At 71.7% G+C, this 20,426-nt stretch carries 19 protein-coding genes and 1 pseudogene; 15 read left to right on the forward strand and 5 right to left on the reverse strand.

The window, feature by feature from the left end:
• Positions 1–22: 22 nt before the first annotated feature.
• Positions 23–1,180 carry an acetylornithine transaminase gene (locus tag OG522_RS30055; RefSeq protein WP_329467795.1) on the forward strand — a complete coding sequence of 386 codons (1,158 nt, stop codon included), beginning with the start codon at positions 23–25 and terminating at the stop codon, positions 1,178–1,180.
• A 7-nt stretch (positions 1,181–1,187) separates the two neighbouring features.
• Positions 1,188–1,730, forward strand: a complete 543-nt coding sequence (locus tag OG522_RS30060) for an arginine repressor (protein WP_329466163.1) — start codon at positions 1,188–1,190, stop codon at positions 1,728–1,730.
• Positions 1,731–1,780: 50 nt separating this feature from the next.
• On the opposite strand, the gene OG522_RS30065 is transcribed toward OG522_RS30060, so the two are convergent.
• Together OG522_RS30065 and OG522_RS30070 are read right to left on the reverse strand one after the other, a co-directional pair.
• Positions 1,781–2,470, reverse strand: a complete 690-nt coding sequence (locus OG522_RS30065) for a L,D-transpeptidase family protein (RefSeq protein ID WP_329466164.1) — start codon at positions 2,468–2,470, stop codon at positions 1,781–1,783.
• A 91-nt stretch (positions 2,471–2,561) separates the two neighbouring features.
• Positions 2,562–3,149 (reverse strand): pyridoxamine 5'-phosphate oxidase family protein, encoded by a 588-nt coding sequence (locus tag OG522_RS30070; protein WP_329466165.1) that lies wholly within the window; start codon positions 3,147–3,149, stop codon positions 2,562–2,564.
• Between the two features lie 244 nt (positions 3,150–3,393).
• Between OG522_RS30070 and argH the strand changes: the two genes are divergently transcribed.
• The 3 genes from argH (at position 3,394) to OG522_RS30085 (ending at position 6,973) form a co-directional block, all read left to right on the forward strand.
• Positions 3,394–4,821 carry an argininosuccinate lyase gene (gene argH, locus OG522_RS30075; protein ID WP_329466166.1) on the forward strand — a complete coding sequence of 476 codons (1,428 nt, stop codon included), beginning with the start codon at positions 3,394–3,396 and terminating at the stop codon, positions 4,819–4,821.
• A gap of 68 nt (positions 4,822–4,889) precedes the next feature.
• The gene (locus OG522_RS30080) at positions 4,890–5,441 is read left to right on the forward strand and encodes a TetR/AcrR family transcriptional regulator (protein WP_329466167.1); all 552 of its coding nucleotides are present in this window, start codon (positions 4,890–4,892) and stop codon (positions 5,439–5,441) included.
• A gap of 38 nt (positions 5,442–5,479) precedes the next feature.
• A complete protein-coding gene (locus tag OG522_RS30085) occupies positions 5,480–6,973 on the forward strand; it encodes an MFS transporter (RefSeq protein ID WP_329467796.1) in 1,494 nt (497 codons plus the stop codon).
• 23 nt (positions 6,974–6,996) lie between these two features.
• Here OG522_RS30085 and OG522_RS30090 read toward each other — a convergent pair whose 3' ends face one another.
• Entirely contained in the window at positions 6,997–7,617 is a 621-nt protein-coding gene (locus OG522_RS30090) for a lysophospholipid acyltransferase family protein (RefSeq protein ID WP_388439019.1), read from the reverse strand.
• A gap of 315 nt (positions 7,618–7,932) precedes the next feature.
• Between OG522_RS30090 and OG522_RS30095 the strand changes: the two genes are divergently transcribed.
• The 3 genes from OG522_RS30095 to OG522_RS30105 all read left to right on the forward strand — a co-directional run bounded on the left by OG522_RS30095 (position 7,933) and on the right by OG522_RS30105 (position 10,214).
• Positions 7,933–9,093, forward strand: coding sequence for a glycerophosphodiester phosphodiesterase (locus OG522_RS30095; RefSeq protein ID WP_329466168.1), 1,161 nt, complete (start codon positions 7,933–7,935; stop codon positions 9,091–9,093).
• Between the two features lie 86 nt (positions 9,094–9,179).
• Positions 9,180–9,674 (forward strand): sigma-70 family RNA polymerase sigma factor, encoded by a 495-nt coding sequence (locus OG522_RS30100; protein ID WP_329467797.1) that lies wholly within the window; start codon positions 9,180–9,182, stop codon positions 9,672–9,674.
• A gap of 36 nt (positions 9,675–9,710) precedes the next feature.
• On the forward strand, positions 9,711–10,214 hold the full coding sequence (locus tag OG522_RS30105) for a GNAT family N-acetyltransferase (RefSeq protein ID WP_329466169.1): 504 nt from the start codon (positions 9,711–9,713) through the stop codon (positions 10,212–10,214).
• A gap of 90 nt (positions 10,215–10,304) precedes the next feature.
• Here OG522_RS30105 and OG522_RS30110 read toward each other — a convergent pair whose 3' ends face one another.
• Both OG522_RS30110 and OG522_RS30115 read right to left on the reverse strand, forming a co-directional pair.
• On the reverse strand, positions 10,305–10,721 hold the full coding sequence (locus OG522_RS30110; RefSeq protein ID WP_382813397.1) for a hypothetical protein: 417 nt from the start codon (positions 10,719–10,721) through the stop codon (positions 10,305–10,307).
• 2 nt (positions 10,722–10,723) lie between these two features.
• Positions 10,724–11,083 (reverse strand): hypothetical protein, encoded by a 360-nt coding sequence (locus OG522_RS30115; RefSeq protein WP_329466170.1) that lies wholly within the window; start codon positions 11,081–11,083, stop codon positions 10,724–10,726.
• 152 nt (positions 11,084–11,235) lie between these two features.
• On the opposite strand from OG522_RS30115, the pseudogene OG522_RS41280 reads away from it, so the two are divergent.
• The 7 genes and pseudogenes from OG522_RS41280 to cobT form a co-directional block, all read left to right on the forward strand.
• A pseudogene (locus OG522_RS41280) lies at positions 11,236–11,364 on the forward strand (HAD family hydrolase); the annotation flags it as partial.
• Between the two features lie 406 nt (positions 11,365–11,770).
• Positions 11,771–12,823 (forward strand): methionine ABC transporter ATP-binding protein, encoded by a 1,053-nt coding sequence (locus OG522_RS30125; protein ID WP_329466172.1) that lies wholly within the window; start codon positions 11,771–11,773, stop codon positions 12,821–12,823.
• On the forward strand, positions 12,820–13,488 hold the full coding sequence (locus OG522_RS30130; RefSeq protein WP_329466173.1) for a methionine ABC transporter permease: 669 nt from the start codon (positions 12,820–12,822) through the stop codon (positions 13,486–13,488). The genes OG522_RS30125 and OG522_RS30130 overlap by 4 nt, the downstream gene beginning before the upstream one ends.
• Positions 13,489–13,555: 67 nt before the next feature.
• A complete protein-coding gene (locus tag OG522_RS30135) occupies positions 13,556–14,419 on the forward strand; it encodes a MetQ/NlpA family ABC transporter substrate-binding protein (protein WP_329466174.1) in 864 nt (287 codons plus the stop codon).
• A 190-nt stretch (positions 14,420–14,609) separates the two neighbouring features.
• Complete coding sequence (locus OG522_RS30140) at positions 14,610–15,266, forward strand: GNAT family N-acetyltransferase (RefSeq protein ID WP_382813392.1); 657 nt, start codon at positions 14,610–14,612, stop codon at positions 15,264–15,266.
• Between the two features lie 156 nt (positions 15,267–15,422).
• Positions 15,423–16,634: a precorrin-6y C5,15-methyltransferase (decarboxylating) subunit CbiE gene (cbiE, locus tag OG522_RS30145; protein WP_329466177.1), complete on the forward strand. Its 1,212-nt coding sequence runs from the start codon at positions 15,423–15,425 to the stop codon at positions 16,632–16,634.
• Positions 16,635–16,968: 334 nt separating this feature from the next.
• Entirely contained in the window at positions 16,969–20,355 is a 3,387-nt protein-coding gene (gene cobT, locus OG522_RS30150) for a nicotinate-nucleotide--dimethylbenzimidazole phosphoribosyltransferase (protein ID WP_329466178.1), read from the forward strand.
• Positions 20,356–20,426 lie beyond the last annotated feature (71 nt).

Consider the following 20,426-nt stretch of genomic DNA (forward strand, 5'->3'; position numbering starts at 1 on the left):
CGCACAGCGCTGGCAGCACGTCATGACGGACAACTACGGCACGCCGAAGCTGTCGCTCGTGCGCGGCGCCGGCGCCACGGTGTGGGACGCCGACGGCACCCAGTACGCCGACTTCGTGGGCGGCATCGCGGTCAACGCGCTCGGCCACGCCCACCCGGCCGTCGTGCAGGCCGTGACCCAGCAGATCGCCTCGCTCGGCCACGTCTCGAACCTGTTCGTCGCCGAGCCGCCGGTGGCGCTCGCCGAACGGCTGCTCCAGCTCTTCGGCCGACCGGGACGTGTGTACTTCTGCAACTCCGGCGCCGAGGCCAACGAAGCCGCCTTCAAGATCGGCCGACTGACCGGACGCACCCACATGGTCGCCACCGACGGCGGCTTCCACGGCCGGACGATGGGCGCGCTCGCGCTCACCGGCCAGCCCAGGAAGCAGGAGCCGTTCCGGCCGCTGCCCGGCGACGTCACCCACGTACCGTACGCGGATGCCGAGGCGCTGCGGGCCGCGGTGACCGAGGAGACCGCGCTGGTCGTCATCGAGCCCATCCAGGGCGAGAACGGCGTCGTCGTCCCGCCGGCCGGATACCTCAAGGCCGCCCGGGAGATCACCCGCGCCACCGGCACGCTGCTCGTCCTCGACGAGGTGCAGACCGGCATCGGCCGGACCGGCACCTGGTTCGAGTACCAGCAGCACGAGGGCGTCGAGCCGGACATCGTCACGCTCGCCAAGGGGCTCGGCGGCGGGCTGCCGATCGGCGCCGCCGTCGCGTTCGGCGAGGCGGCCGAGCTCTTCGGGCCGGGAATGCACGGCACCACCTTCGGCGGGAACCCGGTCGCCTGCGCCGCCGGACTCGCCGTGATCGACACGCTGTCCGCCGAGGGAGCGCTCGACCAGGTCAAGCGGATCGGCGAGAAGCTGCGGGACGGGATCGAGGCGCTGGGGCACCCATTGGTCTCCCACGTCCGTGGTGCGGGGCTGCTGCTGGGTATCGTGCTCAACGAGCCCCTCGCACCTCAGGTGCAGCAGGCGGCTCAGGGTGCCGGCTTCCTGGTCAACGCGCCCGCCCCCGATGTCGTACGGCTCATGCCGCCGCTCATCATCGGTGACGCGGAGGTGGATGCGTTCGTCCGGGCGCTGCCCGGCATTCTTGAAGCAGCAGGCGGGGACGGACGATCCGGAGAATGAGACGACGATGACCGACGAGGCGCAGGACTTCGAGCCGGGCGGCCCCGCCGTACCGCAGACCCGCACCGCCCGCCACCGCCGGATCGTGGACATCCTCAACCGGCAGCCGGTGCGGTCCCAGAGCCAGCTCGCCAAGCTGCTCGCGGACGACGGACTGAGCGTCACCCAGGCGACGCTCTCCCGCGACCTCGACGAGCTCGGCGCGGTGAAGATCCGCAACACCGGCGGCGAGCTGATCTACGCGGTGCCGAGCGAAGGCGGCTTCCGCACGCCGAAGGCACCGCTGGGGGAGTCGGCGAAGGAGGAGCGGATGCGCAGGCTCTCCGCGGAGCTGCTCATCTCCGCCGAGGCCTCCGCCAACCTGGTGGTGCTGCGCACCCCACCCGGCGCCGCCCAGTTCCTCGCCTCGGCCATCGACCAGGCCGAACTGCACGACATCCTCGGCACGATCGCGGGCGACGACACGCTGATGCTGATCAGCCGCGACCCGTCGGGCGGCCAGGCACTGGCCGACCATCTGCTGCGGCTCGCCCAGAACGACCCTCGCTAGCGCGGCGGTTGGGGGCCTCGGCCCCCGACCGCCGTATCCGCCGCCCGGGTTCAGTACCGCGTAATCGCGGTCGGTCCGCCGCTCGTGCCGATCGCGATGTGCGGGCTCCGCGAGAACCTCACCCAGGTGAGCAGCCGGGCCATCGCCTCGGCGGGCACCGACACACAACCGGCCGTCGCGCCGCGCCCGTTGACGTGCAGGAAGATCCCGGCGCCCCGCCCGCGCACCGGGTGGTGGTAGTTGAAGCCGATGACGAGACCGTGGGCGTACTGGCTCGCGTACCCCGTCAGGTGCTCCGACTCCCCGGCCCGGCAGTCCGCGGGCAGCCCCTCCACCCAGCGGTTGTACGCGCGGGACGCGTTGTCCTGGCACCACCAGGACCGCTCTGTCGCGCGCCGGTAGGGATACCGGGTGTGGCGCGGGGCGGCCGCGACGCCGAACGCGTACGGCAGGTCGTACAGACCGGTCGGCGTGGTGTCGGTGCCCTGGACGCGCCGGTCGCCCTCGACCAGGCCGTGCGCGCCGAACCTGGCAGGCGCCGAGCCCGCCTCAACCCACCGCCCGCCGCGCCGGTCCCACCAGGTGAGCCGCCCCGTGGTGGAACCGGTGGCCGGCGCCTCGGCGGTGATGAGCTGCCTGCCGCCGCCGGTGCCGGCCATTCGTTCGGGCAGCGGCACGGTGTGGGCGGGCGCGGTGGGCGGGATCAGCAGGGACACCAGGAGCAGAGCGGCGATACGCATGCTCCGGACCGTATGCGCCCCGGTCGCCGCCGGGCGGCCGACCGGGCCCGGGTTGCTCCGTACGCGTTCGGGCGCGGACCGGCGAGCCGGGTCAGGCCGTACGCCCGGGGAGCGGAAGCGGCAGTCCGGGCAGGCCGTCGATGCTGGTGGCGACGTGCTCCTTCTTCGCGAAGTACTCGCTCAGGCTCTCGTCGTCCTCCCGCGCGAAGCGCTTGCCGTGCAGGTCGCGGTCCTCGTCGTACGTCATGAAGGGCACGGCGTATCCGCAGGTGTCGCGGACGAGTTCGGCGGTGACGACGACGATGGCGCGCAGGCCGTGCTGTGTGACGTCGATGCCGGTGAAGTGGCCGAGCAGTTCCTCGAAGCGCGGGTCGTCGCGGAAGACCGGCTCGCCCCTGCCGTGCACCCGCACGATGTTCGGCGGCCCCTGGAAGGCGCACCACATCAGGGTGATGCGGCCGTTCTCGCGGAGGTGGGCGATGGTCTCGGCGTTGCTGCCCGCGAAGTCGAGGTACGCCACGGTGTGGTCGTCCAGCACCGCGAAGGAGCCGCCCAGGCCCTTGGGCGAGAGGTTGACGGTCCCCTCGCCGTCGAGCGGGGCGGTGGCGGTGAAGAAGATGTGCTGCTCTTCGATGAAGGTCCTGAGGCGTCCGTCTATGCGTTCGTAGGTCTTTCCCATGGGGCGGATTATCCATCGCCCCGGGTGGGGGCGTCAGGCGGTTCTGCCCATGAGACGTGGTGGCCGGCGGGGAACGGCCTTTGAGAGCGTTGACAGAACATACGGCTCATTGCATAGTTATGCCTATCGCCGAGATCGTCGCCAGGCGCGACTTCACGTGAGCAGGACTCGTTACAAGACCGCCTCCCCGTTCCTTCGCGGCGGGGAGGCGGTGGCACATCCATCCTTCTGAGGAGCTTGAGCTGTGAGCAGCAACAACGGTGACGTCCGGCTCTGGGGCGCCCGCTTCGCCGACGGGCCCGCTGAGGCGCTGGCGAAACTGTCCGCGTCGGTCCACTTCGACTGGCGGCTCGCGCCGTACGACATCGCGGGCTCCCGCGCGCACGCCCGGGTGCTCCACAAGGCGGGCCTGCTCACGGCCGACGAGCTCCAGCGGATGATCGCGGGCCTGGACCAGCTCGAAAGCGACGTCGCCGACGGCTCCTTCGCCGGCACCATCGCCGACGAGGACGTGCACACCGCCCTGGAGCGGGGCCTGCTTGAGCGCCTCGGACCCGACCTCGGTGGCAAGCTGCGGGCCGGCCGCTCCCGCAACGACCAGGTCGCCACGCTCTTCAGGATGTACCTGCGCGACCACGCCCGGATCATCGGCGGCCTGATCGCCGAGCTCCAGGACGCGCTGGTCGGCCTCGCCGAGGCGCACGCGGACGTCGCCATGCCGGGCCGTACGCACCTCCAGCACGCCCAGCCGGTCCTCTTCGCCCACCACGTGCTCGCCCACGTCCAGTCGCTGTCCCGGGACGCCGAGCGCCTTCGCCAGTGGGACGAGCGGACCGCCGTCTCGCCCTACGGTTCCGGGGCGCTGGCCGGTTCCTCGCTCGGGCTCGACCCGGAGGCGGTCGCCGCCGACCTCGGCTTCGAACACGGCTCGGTCGGCAACTCCATCGACGGCACGGCCTCGCGGGACTTCGTGGCCGAGTTCGCCTTCATCACCGCGATGATCGGCGTGAACCTGTCGCGGATCGCCGAAGAGGTCATCATCTGGAACACGAAGGAGTTCTCCTTCGTCACCCTGCACGACGCCTTCTCGACCGGATCGTCGATCATGCCGCAGAAGAAGAACCCGGACATCGCGGAGCTGGCGCGCGGCAAGTCCGGGCGCCTGATCGGCAACCTGACCGGGCTGCTCGCGACCCTGAAGGCGTTGCCCCTCGCGTACAACCGGGACCTCCAGGAGGACAAGGAGCCCGTCTTCGACTCCTGCGACCAACTGGAAGTCCTGCTGCCCGCCTTCACCGGCATGATGGCGACGCTGACCGTCAACCGGGAGCGGATGGAGGAGCTCGCCCCGGCCGGCTTCTCACTCGCCACCGACATCGCCGAGTGGCTGGTCAAGCAGGGCGTCCCGTTCCGCGTCGCGCACGAGGTCGCGGGGGAGTGCGTCAAGGAGTGCGAGGCGCACGGCATCGAGCTGGACCAGCTCACCGACGCGCAGTTCGCCAAGATCTCCGAGCATCTGACGCCCGAGGTCCGTACGGTCCTCAACGTCGCGGGCGCGCTCGCCTCCCGCGACGGCCGGGGCGGCACGGCCCCCTCGGCGGTCGCCGTCCAACTGGCCGAGGTGAAGGCCGACTTGACGGTGCAGCACGCCTGGGCGACCGCGAAGAAGTAGCCGGCCCAGCCCCGGCGCCCCATAGCCACGATGAGACATTCTTGTCTCATCGTGGCTATGGTTGTCTCATGACCGTGGACCGAGACCAGGTGCTCCGCACCGCAGCCGCCCTGCTCACCCGCAAGGCCACCGCCACCATGGACGAGGTGGCCCGCGCGGCCGGAATCGGCCGGGCCACCCTGCACCGCCACTTCGCCGGGCGCGAAGCCCTGGTCAGGGCGCTGGAGGAGCTCGGCATCCGGGAGCTGGAGTCGGCCCTGGACGCGGCCCGGCTCGACGAGGGCAACGCCTGCGAGGCGCTGCGGCGCCTGGTGGCCGAGGTGGAGCCGGTCGCGGGTCTGCTCGCCTTCCTCGTCACCGAGAACCAGCTCTTCGAGGGCGAGCAGATGAACGAGGGCTGGGCCCGCCTCGACGCCCGCGTCTCCGCGCTCTTCCGGCGCGGCCAGGAACAGGGCGAGTTCCGCATCGACCTCACCCCCGCCTGGCTCACCGAAGCCCTGTACGGGCTGATCGGCGCGGGCGCCTGGTCCGTGCAGGACGGCCGGGTCGCCGCCAAGGACTTCCAGTACATGATCGCCGAGTTGCTGCTCGGCGGCGTACGGCGGAGCGTGGAGAAGTGACCGCAACCCAGCCCCGGGCGCACCACGAGATCGGCCCGATGGGCCGCTGGCTCGCGCTCGCCGTTCTCGTGCTCGCTGTGCTGCTCGTCGCCGTGGACGCGACCGTGCTCGGCCTCGCCACGCCGTTCCTCAGCGAAGACCTCCAGCCGTCCGCCACCCAGCTGTTGTGGATCGGCGACGTCTACTCGTTCGTCATCGCCGGTCTGCTGGTCTCGATGGGCAGCCTCGGCGACCGCATCGGACGCAAGAAGCTGCTGCTCCTGGGTGCCACGGCCTTCGGCGCGGTGTCCGTGCTCAACGCGTACGCCTCCAGCCCGGAGATGATGATCCTCGCGCGGGCCCTGCTAGGCGTCGCGGGCGCCACCCTGATGCCGTCCACCCTCGCGCTGATCCGCAACATCTTCCACGACCCGAAGGAACGCAGCCTAGCCGTCGGCGTCTGGGGCGCCGCCGCCTCCGCGGGCGCGGCCGTCGGGCCGGTCGTCGGCGGGTTCCTGCTGGAGAACTTCTGGTGGGGCTCGGTCTTCCTGATCAACCTGCCCGTCATGGCCGTACTGGTCCTCGTCGGCATCAAGCTGCTCCCCGAGTCGCGCGACCCGAACCCCGGGCCCTGGGACCTCCTCAGCGTCGCGCTCTCCCTGGTCGGCGTGGTCGCCGTCATCTACGGGGTGAAGGAGGCCGCCGTCAACGGGTTCCACTGGGGCAGCGTGGCGGCGGGCGTGCTCGGCATCGCCGCACTGGTGTGGTTCGTACGGCGGCAGCGGACCCTGGACTCGCCGCTCCTGGACATCCGGCTCTTCCACCACCGCGGCTTCTCCGGCGCCGTCCTCGCCGACCTACTCGCGATCCTCGGCCTGTCGGGCCTGGTGTTCTTCCTCTCCCAGTTCCTCCAACTGGTCCAGGGACGCTCGCCGTTGGAGGCCGGGCTCATCGAACTGCCCGCCGCCGTCGGCGCGGTGGGCGCCGGACTCGCGGCCGGCACGATCGCCCGCCGGACCTCGGTGAGTGCCGTGGTAGCCGGGGGCCTGGCGGCCATCGGCGTGGCGCTGGCCGCCTGCGTGGTGCTGGGCGCGGACACCAGGATCGTGTCCCTCGGCATCGCCCTGTTCGTCGGCGGCGTCGGCGCGGGCCTCGCGTTCACGGTGACGTCCGACGTCATCCTCTCCAGCGTCCCCAAGGAGCAGGCCGGCGCGGCATCGGCGGTCTCCGAGACCGCCTACGAACTCGGCGCCGCCCTCGGTATCGCCCTGCTCGGCTCGGTGGTGACCGGCATCTACCGGGGCTTCCAGGCGCCGCCGGGCGTCCCCGCGGACGTCTCGGCCGCGGCGCACGACTCGCTGGGCGGGGCGGTGGAGGCGGCCGCGAAGCTCCCGCCCGAACAGGGGCAGGCCCTCTTGGCCGCGGCGAGGCACACGTTCACCGACGGCTTCCAGACGGCGGCGGGGGTCGGCTGGGGGGTGCTGTTCGCCACCGCGCTCGTGGCGTGGTTCTTGCTGCGCGGCCAGAAACTGGCCGACGGGGTCGAACACTGACCCCCCGGGCAGGGGCCGGGCGGTCAGGCCGCCTTCGCCTTCGTGGCGTACATGTCCACGTACTCCTGCCCGGACAGCCGCATGACCTCGGCCATCACCGAGTCCGTCACGGCCCGCAGCACATACCGGTCGCGGTCCATGCCCTCGTAACGCGAGAACTCCATCGGCTCGCCGAACCGGACCGTCACCTTGCCGGGGCGCGGCATGCCGGCACCGCCCGGCTGGAGCTTGTCGGTGCCGATCATCGCGAACGGCACGACGGGCGCGCCCGTCATCAGGGTGAGCCGCGCGACGCCGGTACGGCCCCGGTACAGGCGGCCGTCGGGGGAGCGGGTGCCCTCGGGGTAGATGCCGAACATCCGGCCGTCCTCCAGGACCCGGCGGCCGGTCATCAGGGCTGCCACACCGCCGTTGGCGCCGTCCCGGTCGACCGGGATCATGCCGACCCCGGTGAAGAACCACGCCATCAGACGGCCCTTGAGTCCCTTGCCGGTGACGTACTCGTCCTTGCCGATGAAGGAGACCTGCCGGTCGCACACGATGGGCAGCACGATCGAGTCGATGAACGTCACGTGGTTGCCGGCGAGGATGACTGGACCGGTGCCCGGGATGTTCTCGGCGCCTTCCACCTGTGGGCGGAACATCAGGCGCATGATCGGTCCGAGCACTGCCTTGATGAGCGCGAAGCGGGACAACGGGCCCTCCGGGGTCGTCTGGGTCGGGGTGGGATGTCTGTGCAGGTGAGGACGATACTCGCGGGTCAGCGCTGATCGCACATCGGGTTCACGGAGTGGATACGCACTGTTGACATGTGTTTCCGCCGGGTTCCCCGCCCCTTCGCTCCCATGTACCCGCGAAGTACCCCGTTTTTAAGGCCGGTCGGCCTAGGCTCGTCCTCTCGCTTTGACAGGTGCGGGACAGCAGGAACCAGTGGGGTCCAGTACGGCGAAGGAGTGTTCATGACTGAGGGTGAGCGGATGAGCCCGGGGCGGCGTGCGGTGCTCGGGGCGGCGGGCGCGGCCGTGCTCGGTACGGCGGCCGCCGGACTCACGGCCCCGCCGGCTTCGGCCGCGCAGCGCGGCGGCGCGGGCCGGGGCGGCTACCGGGACCTGCCTGTTCCGTACGTCATAGGACACCGCGGCACCGCCGGGTACCGGCCCGAGCACACGCTCGGCTCCTACCAGCACGCCCTCGACCTCGGTGCCCACGTCATCGAGCAGGACCTGGTGCCCACCAAGGACGGGCATCTGGTGTGCCGCCACGAGAACGACATCTCGGCCACCACGAACGTCGGCGACCACCCCGAGTTCGCGGCGCGCAGGACGACCAAGAGCGTCGACGGGACCGCCGTCACCGGCTGGTTCACCGAGGACTTCACCCTCGCCGAGCTCAAGACGCTGCGGGCCAAGGAGCGCATCCCCGGCAACCGCCAGCACAACACGCTGTACGACGGCCGCTGGGACGTCCCCACCTTCGAGGAGGTGCTGCGCTGGGCGCAGGAGCAGGGCCGGCGCCTGGGCCGCCGGATCTGGCTGCACTCCGAGACCAAGCACCCCACCTACTTCCGGGGCATCGGGCTGCCCCTGGAGGACCGGGTCGCCGGGCTCCTGCGCCGCTACGGGCGCCACCGCGCCGATTCCCCGCAGTTCCTCGAATCGTTCGAACCCAGCAGCATCCAGCGCCTGGCCGAGCTGGTGGACACCCCGTCCGTGGTGCTGCTCTCCAACGCCGGCACCAAGCCGTGGGACTTCGTGGTCAGTGGCGACCCGCGCACCGTGGACGACCTGGTGAAGCCCGAGGGCCTGCGATGGATCGCCTCGTACGCCCAGGGCATCGGCCCCACCCTCGACCTGATCATCCCGAAGGACGCGGCTGGGAAGCTGACCCGGCCGACCACGCTGGTGCGCGACGCCCACCGGCAGGGTCTGATCCTGCACCCCTACACGATGCGCAACGAGAACACCTTCCTGCCCGCCGACTTCCGGCGCGGCGCCGACCCCAATGCCTACGGGGACGCGTTCGGGGCGTTCAAGACGTACTTCGCGACCGGCATCGACGCGGTGTTCTCCGACAACGCGGACACTGCGCTCCTCGCCGCCAACGACTTCCGCAAGCAGTGACGGGGCCGCGCGGGAATTTCCCCACGTACGAGTGACAAGTGCCCGCCGTGGAAACCGCCTTCCGCGGCGGGCGCGTCCCGCCCGGCATGGATCTCGTCACAGAGCTCAGCCCGCTGCTCGCCGCCGAGGCCGCGGCCGAGGCACCCGGTACCGGAGTCGATGCCGCCGACCTCGAACAGGCCGTCTGGGTAAGGCTGTTGGAACAGCACCCGTCCGACCCGGCGCACTGGGTGCGCACCGCCGTACGGGCCGAAGCACGCCGCGCCCGCCGGCTTAGGCGTCAGGAACGGCCGTACGGCAGCGCCCCCGCCGCCGACCCGGACCCCGGTCCCGAACTCGCCGCCATCACCGCCGAGCGGCGCCGCATCCTGCGCGCGGCGATCGGCCGTACTCCGGGCAACTGCCCCCGTCTGCTGACCGCGCTGCTCTCGCCCAAGGACCCCACCTACCGGGAAATCGCAGGGGAGTTGGATATCTCACAGGGCAGTCTGGGGCCGATGCGTTCCCGTTGCCTGGGATGCCTGCGCAGAATGCTGGCGGCGGAGGTTGCGGCTCCTGAACGCGGGGGAAAGGAGCGGTAGACAACCGGGGACCAGTTGAGCGAGAGGCATGCACACATGGGCATGAGCGTGACCATCTCTGCGGCCGGCGCACAGGATGCCGAGCAGATACTGAAGCTGCAGTACCTGTGCTACCAGAGCGAGGCCGAGCTGTACGGCGACTACTCGATCGAGCCCCTGACGCAGACCCTGGACGGCCTGCGGAGCGAACTCTCCACGGGATACGCCCTGGTGGCCCGGCTCGGCGGCGAGGTGGTGGCCTCGGTGCGAGGCCGGGTCGACGAGTCCGGAACCGGCCGGATCGACAAGCTGATCGTCCACCCCCGGATGCAGCGGCACGGCCTGGGCGGCCGTCTCCTGAACGCCATCGAGGCCCATTTCGCGGCGCGGCTCGCCGCCAAACGCTTCCAGCTCTTCACGGGCCACCGCAGCGAGTCGAACCTGCGGCTGTACCGCAAGCACGGTTACGCGACCATCGGCACGGAGTCGGTGAGCGCGCGCCTTTCCCTGATCACCCTCGAAAAGGAAGCGGCACCGCAGGAGTTCGTCGCGAGCGCGTAGGCGCTCCGCGGGGCGTGCGGACACCCGGCTGCGGGCCGACCGCGGCTGATCGCGCGGTTTCCCGCGCGCCCCTTGTGGCGCGGCAGCGCCTCAGCGCTTGGCCCGCCTCAGCCACAGCATGCCCAGCACCGGCAGGATCACCGGGATGAACACGTAGCCCATGCCGTAGTCCGACCACACCGTGGCGTCCGGGAAGGCGGAGGCGTCCGCCAGCGTCCAGGTGCCGACGATCAGCACGAAGAGGAGCTCCGCCGCGCAGCACACCAGCGCTGCCCGGCGGGCCTTCTCGCCGCCGCGCACGAGCGAGTACGTGATGAAGCCGTAGACGCAGGCCGCGATCGCGGACAGCACGTACGCCAGCGGCGCCTTGCCGAAGTCCATGATCATCTGGACGATCGAGCGGGACGCGGCGGCGACGGTGAACACCCCGTAGAACCAGACGAGTACCCGGCCGGGCCCGGAGCCGAGCTTCGGGGCGGGCGTGGTGTCAGTGGCGGACTCGGTCACGGTCAGCCTCCCCAGATGTCGTAGAGACGCACTTCGAGCACGGCCAGCACCACGGCGCCCGCCGACACCGTCACCGACCCCCACTTGGTCCGCTCGGACAGCGAGAGGAACCCCGCCGCCGGGACGGCCGCGAAGGCTCCGGCCAGATACGCGATGAAGATCGCGGTGCCCTGCGCGGGCTTCTCGCCGCGACCGAGCTGCACCAGACCGACCACCAGCTGCGCCAGCGCCAGGACGGCGACCACGGCCATGCCGATGAAGTGCCAGTCCTTGGTGGGCTGGTCCCGGTATGCGGCGAAACCGCACCAGGCTGCGAGGGCGAGCGCGGCGGCGGCGACCGCGACCGTCAGGGCGTCGAGCATGGGGACGAGGGTATTACGGGCCGAAAGGCCCGATGCGCTCACCCCCACCCCCGCCCGTAGGGTCGGGAAGCGTGAAGATCCACGCCGATGCCCTGCTGTTCGACAACGACGCAACCCTCGTCTCCTCCATGGAGTCCGTCACCCGCTGCCGCATGACGACCGTGGCCTTGACCACAACGCACCGGGCCGACGAGCTCGTCGCGGACGTGGTGGTGGGCGACCTCTCGGCGGTGTCCGCGCAGGCCACGAGTGGTGGAGTGGAGATCACCACGGCGGAGTGAGCCCGTCCGGATCGGTCCGGGTGGCAGTCCACGAATGTCCGGTATTCGGACATCCTTGATCCGTTCCTGACCGGTTCTGCTTTACTTGCCGCATGACCACGACGAGCAGCCGCACCCTTGCGACCGAGGCGATGATGACGCCCGGTGCTCGTTGTATGTGTCGAATGTGCGCCTTCTGAGGGCCCCCGCCTGAGCCTCGCGCCCCGAAGCGAGACGCCCCCGAGGTCCGAAGGACCAAGGAGGCCACCCCAGGCCGCGCCCGGTCCCGTATCGAACATGCGGATCCGGCCCGCCCCCGCGCACCCGTGCCCCCGGTAGCCACCGATGAGGCCGAGCCGCGCCCCGAACACGTTTGCCCCGTGCCCGGCATACCCCGCGCCGCGCACTCGACAGTGACGGAAATCCTGTGATCACCACAACGGGCCTGACCAAGGTCTACCAGTCTCGCGGACGAGATATCACCGCGCTCGACGGCGTCGACCTGCACGTCCGCGAAGGCGAGGTGTACGGCGTCATCGGCCAGAGCGGCGCCGGCAAGTCCTCTCTCATCCGCTGCGTCAACCTCCTTGAACGCCCCACCTCCGGCACGGTGACCGTCGACGGCGTCGACCTCACCGCGCTCGCCGGACGCGGCCGCCGGGCCGGCAAGGACCTTCGCCGGGCCCGCTCCCGCATCGGCATGGTCTTCCAGCACTTCAACCTGCTGTCCGCGCGCACCGTGCAGGACAACATCGAGCTGCCCCTGGAGATCCTCGGCGTCTCCGGCAAGGAGCGCTCCCGCAAGGCGCTCGAACTGCTCGACCTGGTGGGCCTCGCCGACAAGGCGAGGGCCTACCCCGCCCAGCTCTCCGGCGGTCAGAAACAGCGCGTCGGCATCGCCCGCGCCCTGGCCGGCGACCCCAAGGTGCTGCTCTCCGACGAGGCGACCAGCGCCCTCGACCCGGAGACCACCCGCTCGATCCTCCAGCTCCTGCGCGACCTCAACCGGCAGCTGGGCCTGACCGTCCTGCTCATCACGCACGAGATGGACGTGGTGAAGACGATCTGCGACTCGGCCGCCCTGATGAAGAAGGGCAGGGTCGTGGAGTCCGGAACCGTCAGCGAACTCCTCGCCACCCCCGGTTCGGAACTCGCCGCCGAACTGTTCCCGGTGAGCGGCGCCGCCTCCGGCCCCGAGCGCACCGTCATCGACGTCACCTTCCACGGCGAAGCCGCCACCCAGCCGGTCATCTCCCAGCTCTCGCGCACGTACAACATCGACATCTCGATCCTGGGCGCCGCCATGGACACCGTCGCCGGCAGGCAGATCGGCCGGATGCGGATCGAACTGCCCGGCGGTTACGAGGACAACGTCGTGCCGGTCGGCTTCCTGCGCGAGCAGGGGCTCCAGGTGGACGTGGTGGACGACGGCGTGGACGAGGGCCAGGCGCTCGACCTGGTCAAGGAAGGTGCCAAGTGAGCTGGTCGGAGATGCAGCCGCTGCTGTCCCAGGGAACGTACGACAGCTTCTACATGGTGTTGTGGGCGACCGTCGTCACCATCGGGCTCGGGCTGCCGCTCGGTGTGCTGCTCGTACTCACCGACAAGGGCGGTCTGCTCCAGAACCGCCCGGTGAACAAGGTCATCGGCGTGATCGTGAACATCGGCCGCTCGCTGCCCTTCATCATCCTGCTGATCGCCCTGATCCCCTTCACCACCTGGGCCGTCGGCACCTTCATCGGCCCCAGCGCCATGATCGTGCCGCTCTCCATCGGCGCCATCCCGTTCTTCGCGCGGCTCGTGGAGACCGCGGTCCGCGAGGTCGACCACGGCCTGGTGGAGGCCGTCCAGTCGATGGGAGGCGGCATCCCCACCATCGTGTGGAAGGTGCTGCTTCCGCAGGCGCTGCCCTCCCTCGTCTCCGCGATCACCACCACCGTGATCACCCTCGTCAGCTACTCCGCCCTGGCCGGCGCGGTCGGCGGCGGCGGACTCGGCTCGGTCGCCATCACCTACGGCTACCAGCGCTTCGAGACCAACTTCATGCTCATCACGGTGGCCGTCCTGATCGCCATCGTCACCGTGATCCAGCTGCTCGGCGACGGCGTCGTGCGCCTGCTCGCCCGCCGCGGCCGGACCTCCTGACCTTTCTTCCCAGAGCCCGCACTCCTTGTCCGGGCGATTACCGCACCACCAGAAAGAGGCACTTTTCGTGCGTAAGAACACCAAGATCACCGCTGCCGCCCTCGCCACCGCCGCGCTCGCCGTCGGCCTCACCGCCTGCGGCTCCGCCTCCGACCCGAAGCCCGCCGCCAAGGCCGACGGCGCCAAGGCCGACGCGTCCAAGGCGCTGGTCGTCGCCGCGTCGCCGACCCCGCACGCCGACATCCTCAAGTTCGTCAAGGACAACCTGGCGGCCAAGGCCGGACTCAAGCTGGAGGTGAAGGAGTTCACGGACTACGTCCTGCCGAACACCGCCACCGAGCAGGGCCAGGTCGACGCCAACTTCTTCCAGCACAAGCCCTACCTGGACGACTTCAACAAGAAGAACGGCACCCACATCGTGCCGGTCGTCGACGTGGAGCTGGAGCCGCTCGGCCTCTACTCCCACAAGGTCAAGTCGCTGAAGGACATCACGTCCGGCCAGACCGTCGCCGTCCCCAACGACACCACCAACGAGGGCCGCGCGCTCCAACTGCTCGCCGCCAACGGCCTGATCACGCTGAAGGACGGCGCGGGCGCCGGTGCCAAGCTCTCCGACATCAAGGACAGCAAGGGCCTGAAATTCAAGGAGTTGGAGGCGGCAACGCTGCCCCGCGCCCTCAACGACGTGGACGCCGCGGTCATCAACGGCAACTACGCCATCGAGGCCAACCTGAAGCCGGCCAAGGACGCCCTCGCCCTGGAGAAGGCGGACGGCAACCCGTACGCCAACTTCCTCGCCGTCAAGCAGGGCAACGAGAACGACCCCCGCGTCCAGAAGCTGGCCAAGCTCCTGAACTCCGACGAGGTCAAGAAGTTCATCACCGACAAGTACGCGGGCTCGGTCGTCCCCGCGTTCGGTCCCGCCAAGTAGCCCTGCGGGCACGGCAGTACGAAGGCCCCGGACACCCCGTCAGGTGTCCGGGGCCTTCGGCGCAACGCCCACCCGGCCATGCGCACCGCGGGCCCGATGCTGCATGCTGTCCCTTTACGGTCCTTAATGGTCGACGGCCCCGAAGTCCCCTGGCGTTCGCGGTCACCACGGCCCCACGGCGGTCCACGGCATGGAGCGGCACATGACTACCCCCTTTCCAGTGTTCCCGGACATCTCCATCAACACGGACCGGCTGGTGCTGCGCCCCTTCGACGACGGTGACATCCCCGCGCTCATCGAGATGATGAACGACGAGCAGACCGTCGCCTGGACCTCGGTGCCCCACCCCTACACCGTGCGCGACGCCGAGGACTGGGTCCGCCACATCGCTCCCGGCGAGCGCACCGCCGGGCGAGGAATCGTTCTGGCGGTCACCGAGTTCCTCACTCAGCGGCTCGTCGGCATCGTCCACCTCCAGAAGACCAACTGGCGCACCCGGGCCACCGAGGTCGGCTATGTCGTGGGGCCCTGGGCGCGCGGTGAGGGCTACGCGACCGAAGCCGTGCTCGCCATGGCCCAATGGCTGTTCAGGGACCAGCGGTTCGAGCGCCTGGAGCTGCGCACCGCCGCCGACAACACCGCCTCCCAGCAGGTCGCGCAGAAGATCGGCTGCATCAGCGAGGGCGTCCTGCGCAACGCGTGGATAGCCCGGACCCAGACGGAGGACGGCGGCTGGACGGACTTCCGCACCGACCTCATCGTGTGGAGCCTGCTCCCGGAGGACCTCGACGGCGTCGCCGACCAGTTCGCGGACGCCGGATACGGCTCCTTCACCGACTGGAGCTGACCGGATACGCCCCCGGGGCGACCGGATACGGTGCTCCACCGACCGGCTCCGGCCCGCGCCCGCCGACCGGAACACACATCCGCGGCTACCCTCGATCTGTACCCGCGCATTCGCCGGGGCGCCCCGACCTGCGACAGCACCTGGAGACTGACCACGATGGCCGACCGCGTCACGGTGATCGGCTGGGACGGCTCGCCCCTCACCTCGGCGGCCACCTCCGCGCTCTCCGCCGCCACTCTGGTGGCCGGCGCCGCACACCACCTCGAGCTCCCCGAAGTGCCCGCGGGCGCCGAGCGCATCCGGCTCGGCAGCGTGAGTCTGGCCGCCCGCCGCATCGCCGGACACCGCGGAAGCGCCGTCGTCCTCGCCGACGGCGACCCCGGCTTCTTCGGCGTCGTACGCACCCTCAGGGCTCCCGAGCACGGCCTGGAGGTCGAGGTCGTGCCCGCCGTCTCCTCGGTCGCCGCCGCCTTCGCGCGAGCCGGGATGCCCTGGGACGACGCCCAGATCGTCGTCGCCCACCGGCGCACCCTGCGCCGCGCCGTCAACGTCTGCCGCGCCCACGCCAAGGTCGCCGTCCTCACCTCGCCCGGCGCCGGACCCGCGGAACTCGCGCTCCTCCTCGACGGCGTCCACCGCACCTTCGTCATCTGCGAGGAGCTCGGCAGCGACCGCGAGCAGGTCACCGTGCTCACCTCGGAGAACGCCGCCGACCACGCCTGGCGCGACCCCAATGTCGTCATCGTCCTCGGCGGCCCGGCGACCGAGGGCGACGGCTGGCTCGCCGGACCCGCCCCCGGGTACCCGTCCGCGCTGCGCGGCTGGGCGCTGCCCGCCCGTGAGTACGGCGGCGACCTCGGCTCCGGCGAGGCCACCGAGCTGCGCGCGGCCCAACTGGCCAGGCTCGGCCCGCGCGTCGGCGACCTCGTGTGGGACATCGGCTGCGGCAGCGGCGCCCTGGCCGCCGAGGCCGCCCGGTTCGGCGCCGCCGTGATCGCCGTCGACGACAGCGCGGACGCCTGCGCGCGCACCGAATCGACCGCCCGCCGCTTCGGAGTTCAGGTCCAGGTCGTCCGCGGCAGGGCCCCGCATGTCCTGGAGTCGCTGCCCGAACCCGACGTCGTACGCGTCGGGGGCGGGGGCGCGGCCGTCGTGGAGGCGTGCGCCGATCGCAGGCCGGAGCGCATCGTGACGCATGCGGCCACCCGGGACGAGGCGGAGGCCGTGGGCGCCGCGCTGGCCGCCGGCGGATACGAAGTGGAGTGCGCGCTCCTCCAATCGGTCGACCTCGACACGAGTGCCTGGTCGGAGCGCGAACGCTCGGTCGTCTTCCTGCTCTCCGGACGGAGGAAGGAAAGATCCCCGTGACCCCTTCGGCGCGTCACGGGGGGTAGGCTGGCCGATCGTTGTACCGCACCCGGCCGTTCGGCGCTCCGCCGGTCAATGTCCGGAACGGGGAACCGCTTTGGCCCCCGTTGCGCGGTACGGCACATCCGGGGGACGCGCAACGTGGCGCAGCCCACACGGTCCGTGGCCGAGACTGACCGCGACGGCGGCGAAGGCCCGCGACAATGCATGGTGTCGTTGACGCCTGCGGGCCGTTCGCACCGCGCGGCGCACACGTTCTGAGCGACGGGTGCCGGCCGGCTGTGCGGTCCCGGGCGCAGGCCGAAGGAGCACTACAGATGGGCAAGGGGTACGCATGACTGACACCGGCCAGGTCCCGGGCGAGGGACTGCCGGAGAACGCAGGCATGGTGGAACAGCCGGGCGTCCCCGCTCCCGGTGCCTACACCTTCCTCGATCCCGCAGACAGCTCGGCGAACACCGCGGAAGACGACGATCTGCTCCTGATGCCGGGCGCCCAGGGCGCCTGGATCGACCCGCAGTCCGCGCCCGCCCAGGTGCCGCCCCTTCAGGCCGCCCCCGCCGAACCCGGCGCGCACGAGACCGGCGGCCGTGACACGGGCTCCGTCGACCTCGGTGGCGTGCGGGTCGCGGCGCAGGCACCCGCCTCGGCGACCCCGCCGCCCGCCCGCCGCCCGCTCCACCTCGGCCCGCAGGTGCCGGACGCCTCGTCCGGTGTCGTACGTTCCCTCGCCGACCGGGGCCCCGCCGCCGGCGCGCCCGTGAACCCGGCGCCGGTGCGCACCCCCGGGCCGGCGAACGCCGGGCCCGAGTACCTCGACGTCCCGCGCGAGGAGCCCGCGCCGCAGCTGATGGACTTCCCGCCGCAGCCCGGTATGGCATGGACGCCTCAGCAGCGTTCCGCGCCCCACGAGTCACTCAACACCACAGTGCCCCCTGCAGAAACGGTCGTCCCGGAGGACTTCGCGGTCCGGGCACAGGTTCCGGCCGTTCAGCCGCAGCCCGCCGAAGAGGCGGCACAGGCCGCGAGCCGGCCCGTCGCGCAGCCCGCCCTGCTCGTGGACCAGCTCGTCGCCCAGCAGGCGGCGCCGCAGTCCGGACAGCCGCAGCCGGTGGGCCAGTTCGTCCCGGTCGAGGGCTCCCTTCCGAGCGGCCCCCACCTTTCGCCCGCGCCGGTCCAGGCCGCTGCCGCGCCCCAGTCGCCGGGTCCGCAGCACACAGCCGAGCAGCCGGAGGTCCAGCAGCCGCAAGCCCAGCAGCAGGCGCCCGAGCCGGTCGCGGTCCCGGCCCAGCCGGAGCCGGTCGCCGCCGAGCCCGTCGTCCCTGCCCCGGCGGGGCCCGTCGCGGTCGGACCGGCCGCCCCCGAGGCCCCGGCCGCGGTGCCGGCCGCCGAGCCCGTGGCCGCCGAACCGGCCGTCGCCGAGGCGGTGCCCGCCGAGCCCGTTCCCGCGCCGGCCGAGCCGCTCGTGGCGCAGCCCGTCGCCGAACCCGTACCCCCGCAGCCCGTGGCCGCCGAGGCCGCGCCCGCCGAAGCCCCGGCCGCCGAGCCGGAGCCGGTGGCGGTCGCGGTCGCCCAGAACCCCGCGCCGATCGCGGTGGCCGTGCCCGCAGCCGCCGCGAGCCCGGCAGCCGAGAGTCCGGAAGCAGCAGGTCCGGAAGCCGTGAGCCAGGAGCAGGCGCCGCAGCCGATGGCCCAGACCGCGCCCGAGCCGCCCCAGCCGGTGATCGAGGCCCCGGCAGCCGCCGCCGAGCCGACTCAGGCCGCCGAGTCCGTGCTCGTACCGCGGCAGGAGCAGCCGGCCGCGGTCGCGGAGCCGGTCGTGCAGGCGGCCCCCGAAGCCCCCGCCGCGGTGCAGGAGACGCTCGAAGGGAGCGCCGCGCCGCAGCCCGCCGCCGAGCCGGAGCCGGTCGCCGAACCCCTGGCCGGGACCGCGCCCGCGGACGCCGATGCCGCCGACGGGACCGCCGAGATCATCGACGCCCCCGAGCAGGCCGCCGCGCCCGGCTACGACGACGCCGAGCGCGAGGCCGTGCTGCGCGTCATGCGCGAGCGCCGCGACATCCGCAACGGCTTCCGCAGCGACCCGATCCCGCACGAGGTGCTGCTCCGCGTCCTGGAGGCGGCCCACACGGCGCCCTCCGTCGGCCACTCGCAGCCCTGGGACTTCGTGGTCATCCGGTCCGCCGAGACCCGCCGCACCATGCACGAACTTGCCCAGCGCCAGCGCGAGGCGTACGCCAAGTCGCTGCCCAAGGGCCGGGCCAAGCAGTTCAAGGAACTGAAGATCGAGGCGATCCTCGAAACCCCGGTCAACATCGTGGTCACCGCGGACCCGACCCGCGGCGGCCGGCACACCCTGGGCCGTTACACCCAGCCGCAGATGGCCCCGTACTCCTCGGCGCTCGCCGTGGAGAACCTGTGGCTCGCCGCCCGCGCCGAGGGCCTCGGCGTCGGCTGGGTCTCCTTCTTCGACGAGCGCGAGATGGTCCGCTCGCTCGGCCTGCCCGAGCACCTCGAAGTCGTCGCCTACCTCTGTGTCGGCTACGTCGACGAGTTCCCGGACGAGCCCGAGCTGATGCAGGCGGGCTGGTCCAAGCGCCGCCCCCTGGCATGGGTCGTCCACGAGGAGACGTACGGCCGCCGCGCGCTGCCCGGCGAGGACCCGCACGACCTCCTTGAGGAGACCGTCGCGGGCATCCGCCCGCTGGACGCCAAGGCGCTCGGCGAGGCGTGGGAGCGCCAGAAGCGGATGACCAAGCCCGCGGGCGCGCTCGGCATGCTGGAGATCATCTCCGCGCAGTTGTCGGGTCTGTCGCGCAAGTGCCCGCCGCCGATCCCGGAGCCGGCCGCCGTCGCGATCTTCGCCGGCGACCACGGCGTGCACGCGCAGGGCGTCACCCCCTGGCCCCAGGAAGTCACCGGCCAGATGGTCGCCAACTTCCTCGGCGGCGGCGCGGTCTGCAACGCCTTCGCCAACCAGGTGGGCGCCGAGGTCTGCGTCATCGACGTGGGCGTCGCCTCCGAACTCCCGGCCACGCCCGGCCTGTTGCCCCGCAAGGTGCGACCTGGCACCGCCGACATGACGGCCGGCCCCGCGATGACCCGCGAGGAAGCGGTCGCCGCGATCGAGGTCGGCATCGAGACCGCCCGGGACCTGGTGGCAGCCGGCAACAAGGCGCTCCTGACCGGCGAGATGGGCATCGCCAACACCACGGTGTCGGCGGCCCTCATCTCCCTGTACACGGGCGTCGACGCGGCCGAGGTCACCGGCCGCGGCACCGGCATCAACGACGAAACCCACGCCCGCAAGGTCGACGTCGTACGCCGCGCCCTCGAACTGCACCAGCCGGACCCGGCCGACCCGATCGGTGTCCTCGCGGCGATCGGCGGCCTGGAACACGCGGCCCTGGTCGGCTTCCTGCTGGGCGGCGCGTCGCTGCGTACGCCGGTGATCCTCGACGGCGTCAGCACGGGAGCGGCCGCCCTGGTCGCCCGCGCGATTGCCCCCGAGGTGCTCTCCGCCTGCATCGCGGGCCACCGCAGCGCCGAGCCCGGTCACGTGGCCGCCCTCAACAAGCTGGGTCTGCGCCCCCTGGTCGACCTTGACCTCCGCCTCGGCGAGGGCACCGGCGCCCTGCTCGCCCTCCCGGTGGTGCAGAGCGCGGCCCGCGCGATGCACGAGGTCGCCACGTTCGACTCGGCCGGTGTCACCGAGAAGTAGCCCGTACGCGTGCGGTGGGGGCCGGGGTCGCTGACCCCGGCCCCTGCCCGTGCCACCGCACCCGCCCGCCC

It is taken from the genome of Streptomyces sp. NBC_01431 (genome assembly GCF_036231355.1).
In the GTDB taxonomy this organism is placed as follows: Bacteria; Actinomycetota; Actinomycetes; order Streptomycetales; family Streptomycetaceae; genus Streptomyces.

Bases quoted from the DNA above. Each gene is read 5' to 3' on its own strand.
- OG522_RS30100 (WP_329467797.1), top strand. From the start codon at position 9,180: ATGGATCTCGTCACAGAGCTCAGCCCGCTGCTCGCCGCCGAGGCCGCG.
- OG522_RS30080 (WP_329466167.1), top strand. From the start codon at position 4,890: ATGACCGTGGACCGAGACCAGGTGCTCCGCACCGCAGCCGCCCTGCTC.
- OG522_RS30105 (WP_329466169.1), top strand. From the start codon at position 9,711: ATGGGCATGAGCGTGACCATCTCTGCGGCCGGCGCACAGGATGCCGAG.
- OG522_RS30090 (WP_388439019.1), bottom strand. From the start codon at position 7,617: ATGTTCCGCCCACAGGTGGAAGGCGCCGAGAACATCCCGGGCACCGGT.
- OG522_RS30070 (WP_329466165.1), bottom strand. From the start codon at position 3,149: ATGGGAAAGACCTACGAACGCATAGACGGACGCCTCAGGACCTTCATC.
- OG522_RS30115 (WP_329466170.1), bottom strand. From the start codon at position 11,083: ATGCTCGACGCCCTGACGGTCGCGGTCGCCGCCGCCGCGCTCGCCCTC.
- OG522_RS30055 (WP_329467795.1), top strand. From the start codon at position 23: ATGACGGACAACTACGGCACGCCGAAGCTGTCGCTCGTGCGCGGCGCC.
- OG522_RS30085 (WP_329467796.1), top strand. From the start codon at position 5,480: ATGGGCCGCTGGCTCGCGCTCGCCGTTCTCGTGCTCGCTGTGCTGCTC.
- cbiE (WP_329466177.1), top strand. From the start codon at position 15,423: ATGGCCGACCGCGTCACGGTGATCGGCTGGGACGGCTCGCCCCTCACC.
- cobT (WP_329466178.1), top strand. From the start codon at position 16,969: ATGACTGACACCGGCCAGGTCCCGGGCGAGGGACTGCCGGAGAACGCA.
- OG522_RS30060 (WP_329466163.1), top strand. From the start codon at position 1,188: ATGACCGACGAGGCGCAGGACTTCGAGCCGGGCGGCCCCGCCGTACCG.
- OG522_RS30140 (WP_382813392.1), top strand. From the start codon at position 14,610: ATGGAGCGGCACATGACTACCCCCTTTCCAGTGTTCCCGGACATCTCC.
- OG522_RS30065 (WP_329466164.1), bottom strand. From the start codon at position 2,470: ATGCGTATCGCCGCTCTGCTCCTGGTGTCCCTGCTGATCCCGCCCACC.
- OG522_RS30095 (WP_329466168.1), top strand. From the start codon at position 7,933: ATGACTGAGGGTGAGCGGATGAGCCCGGGGCGGCGTGCGGTGCTCGGG.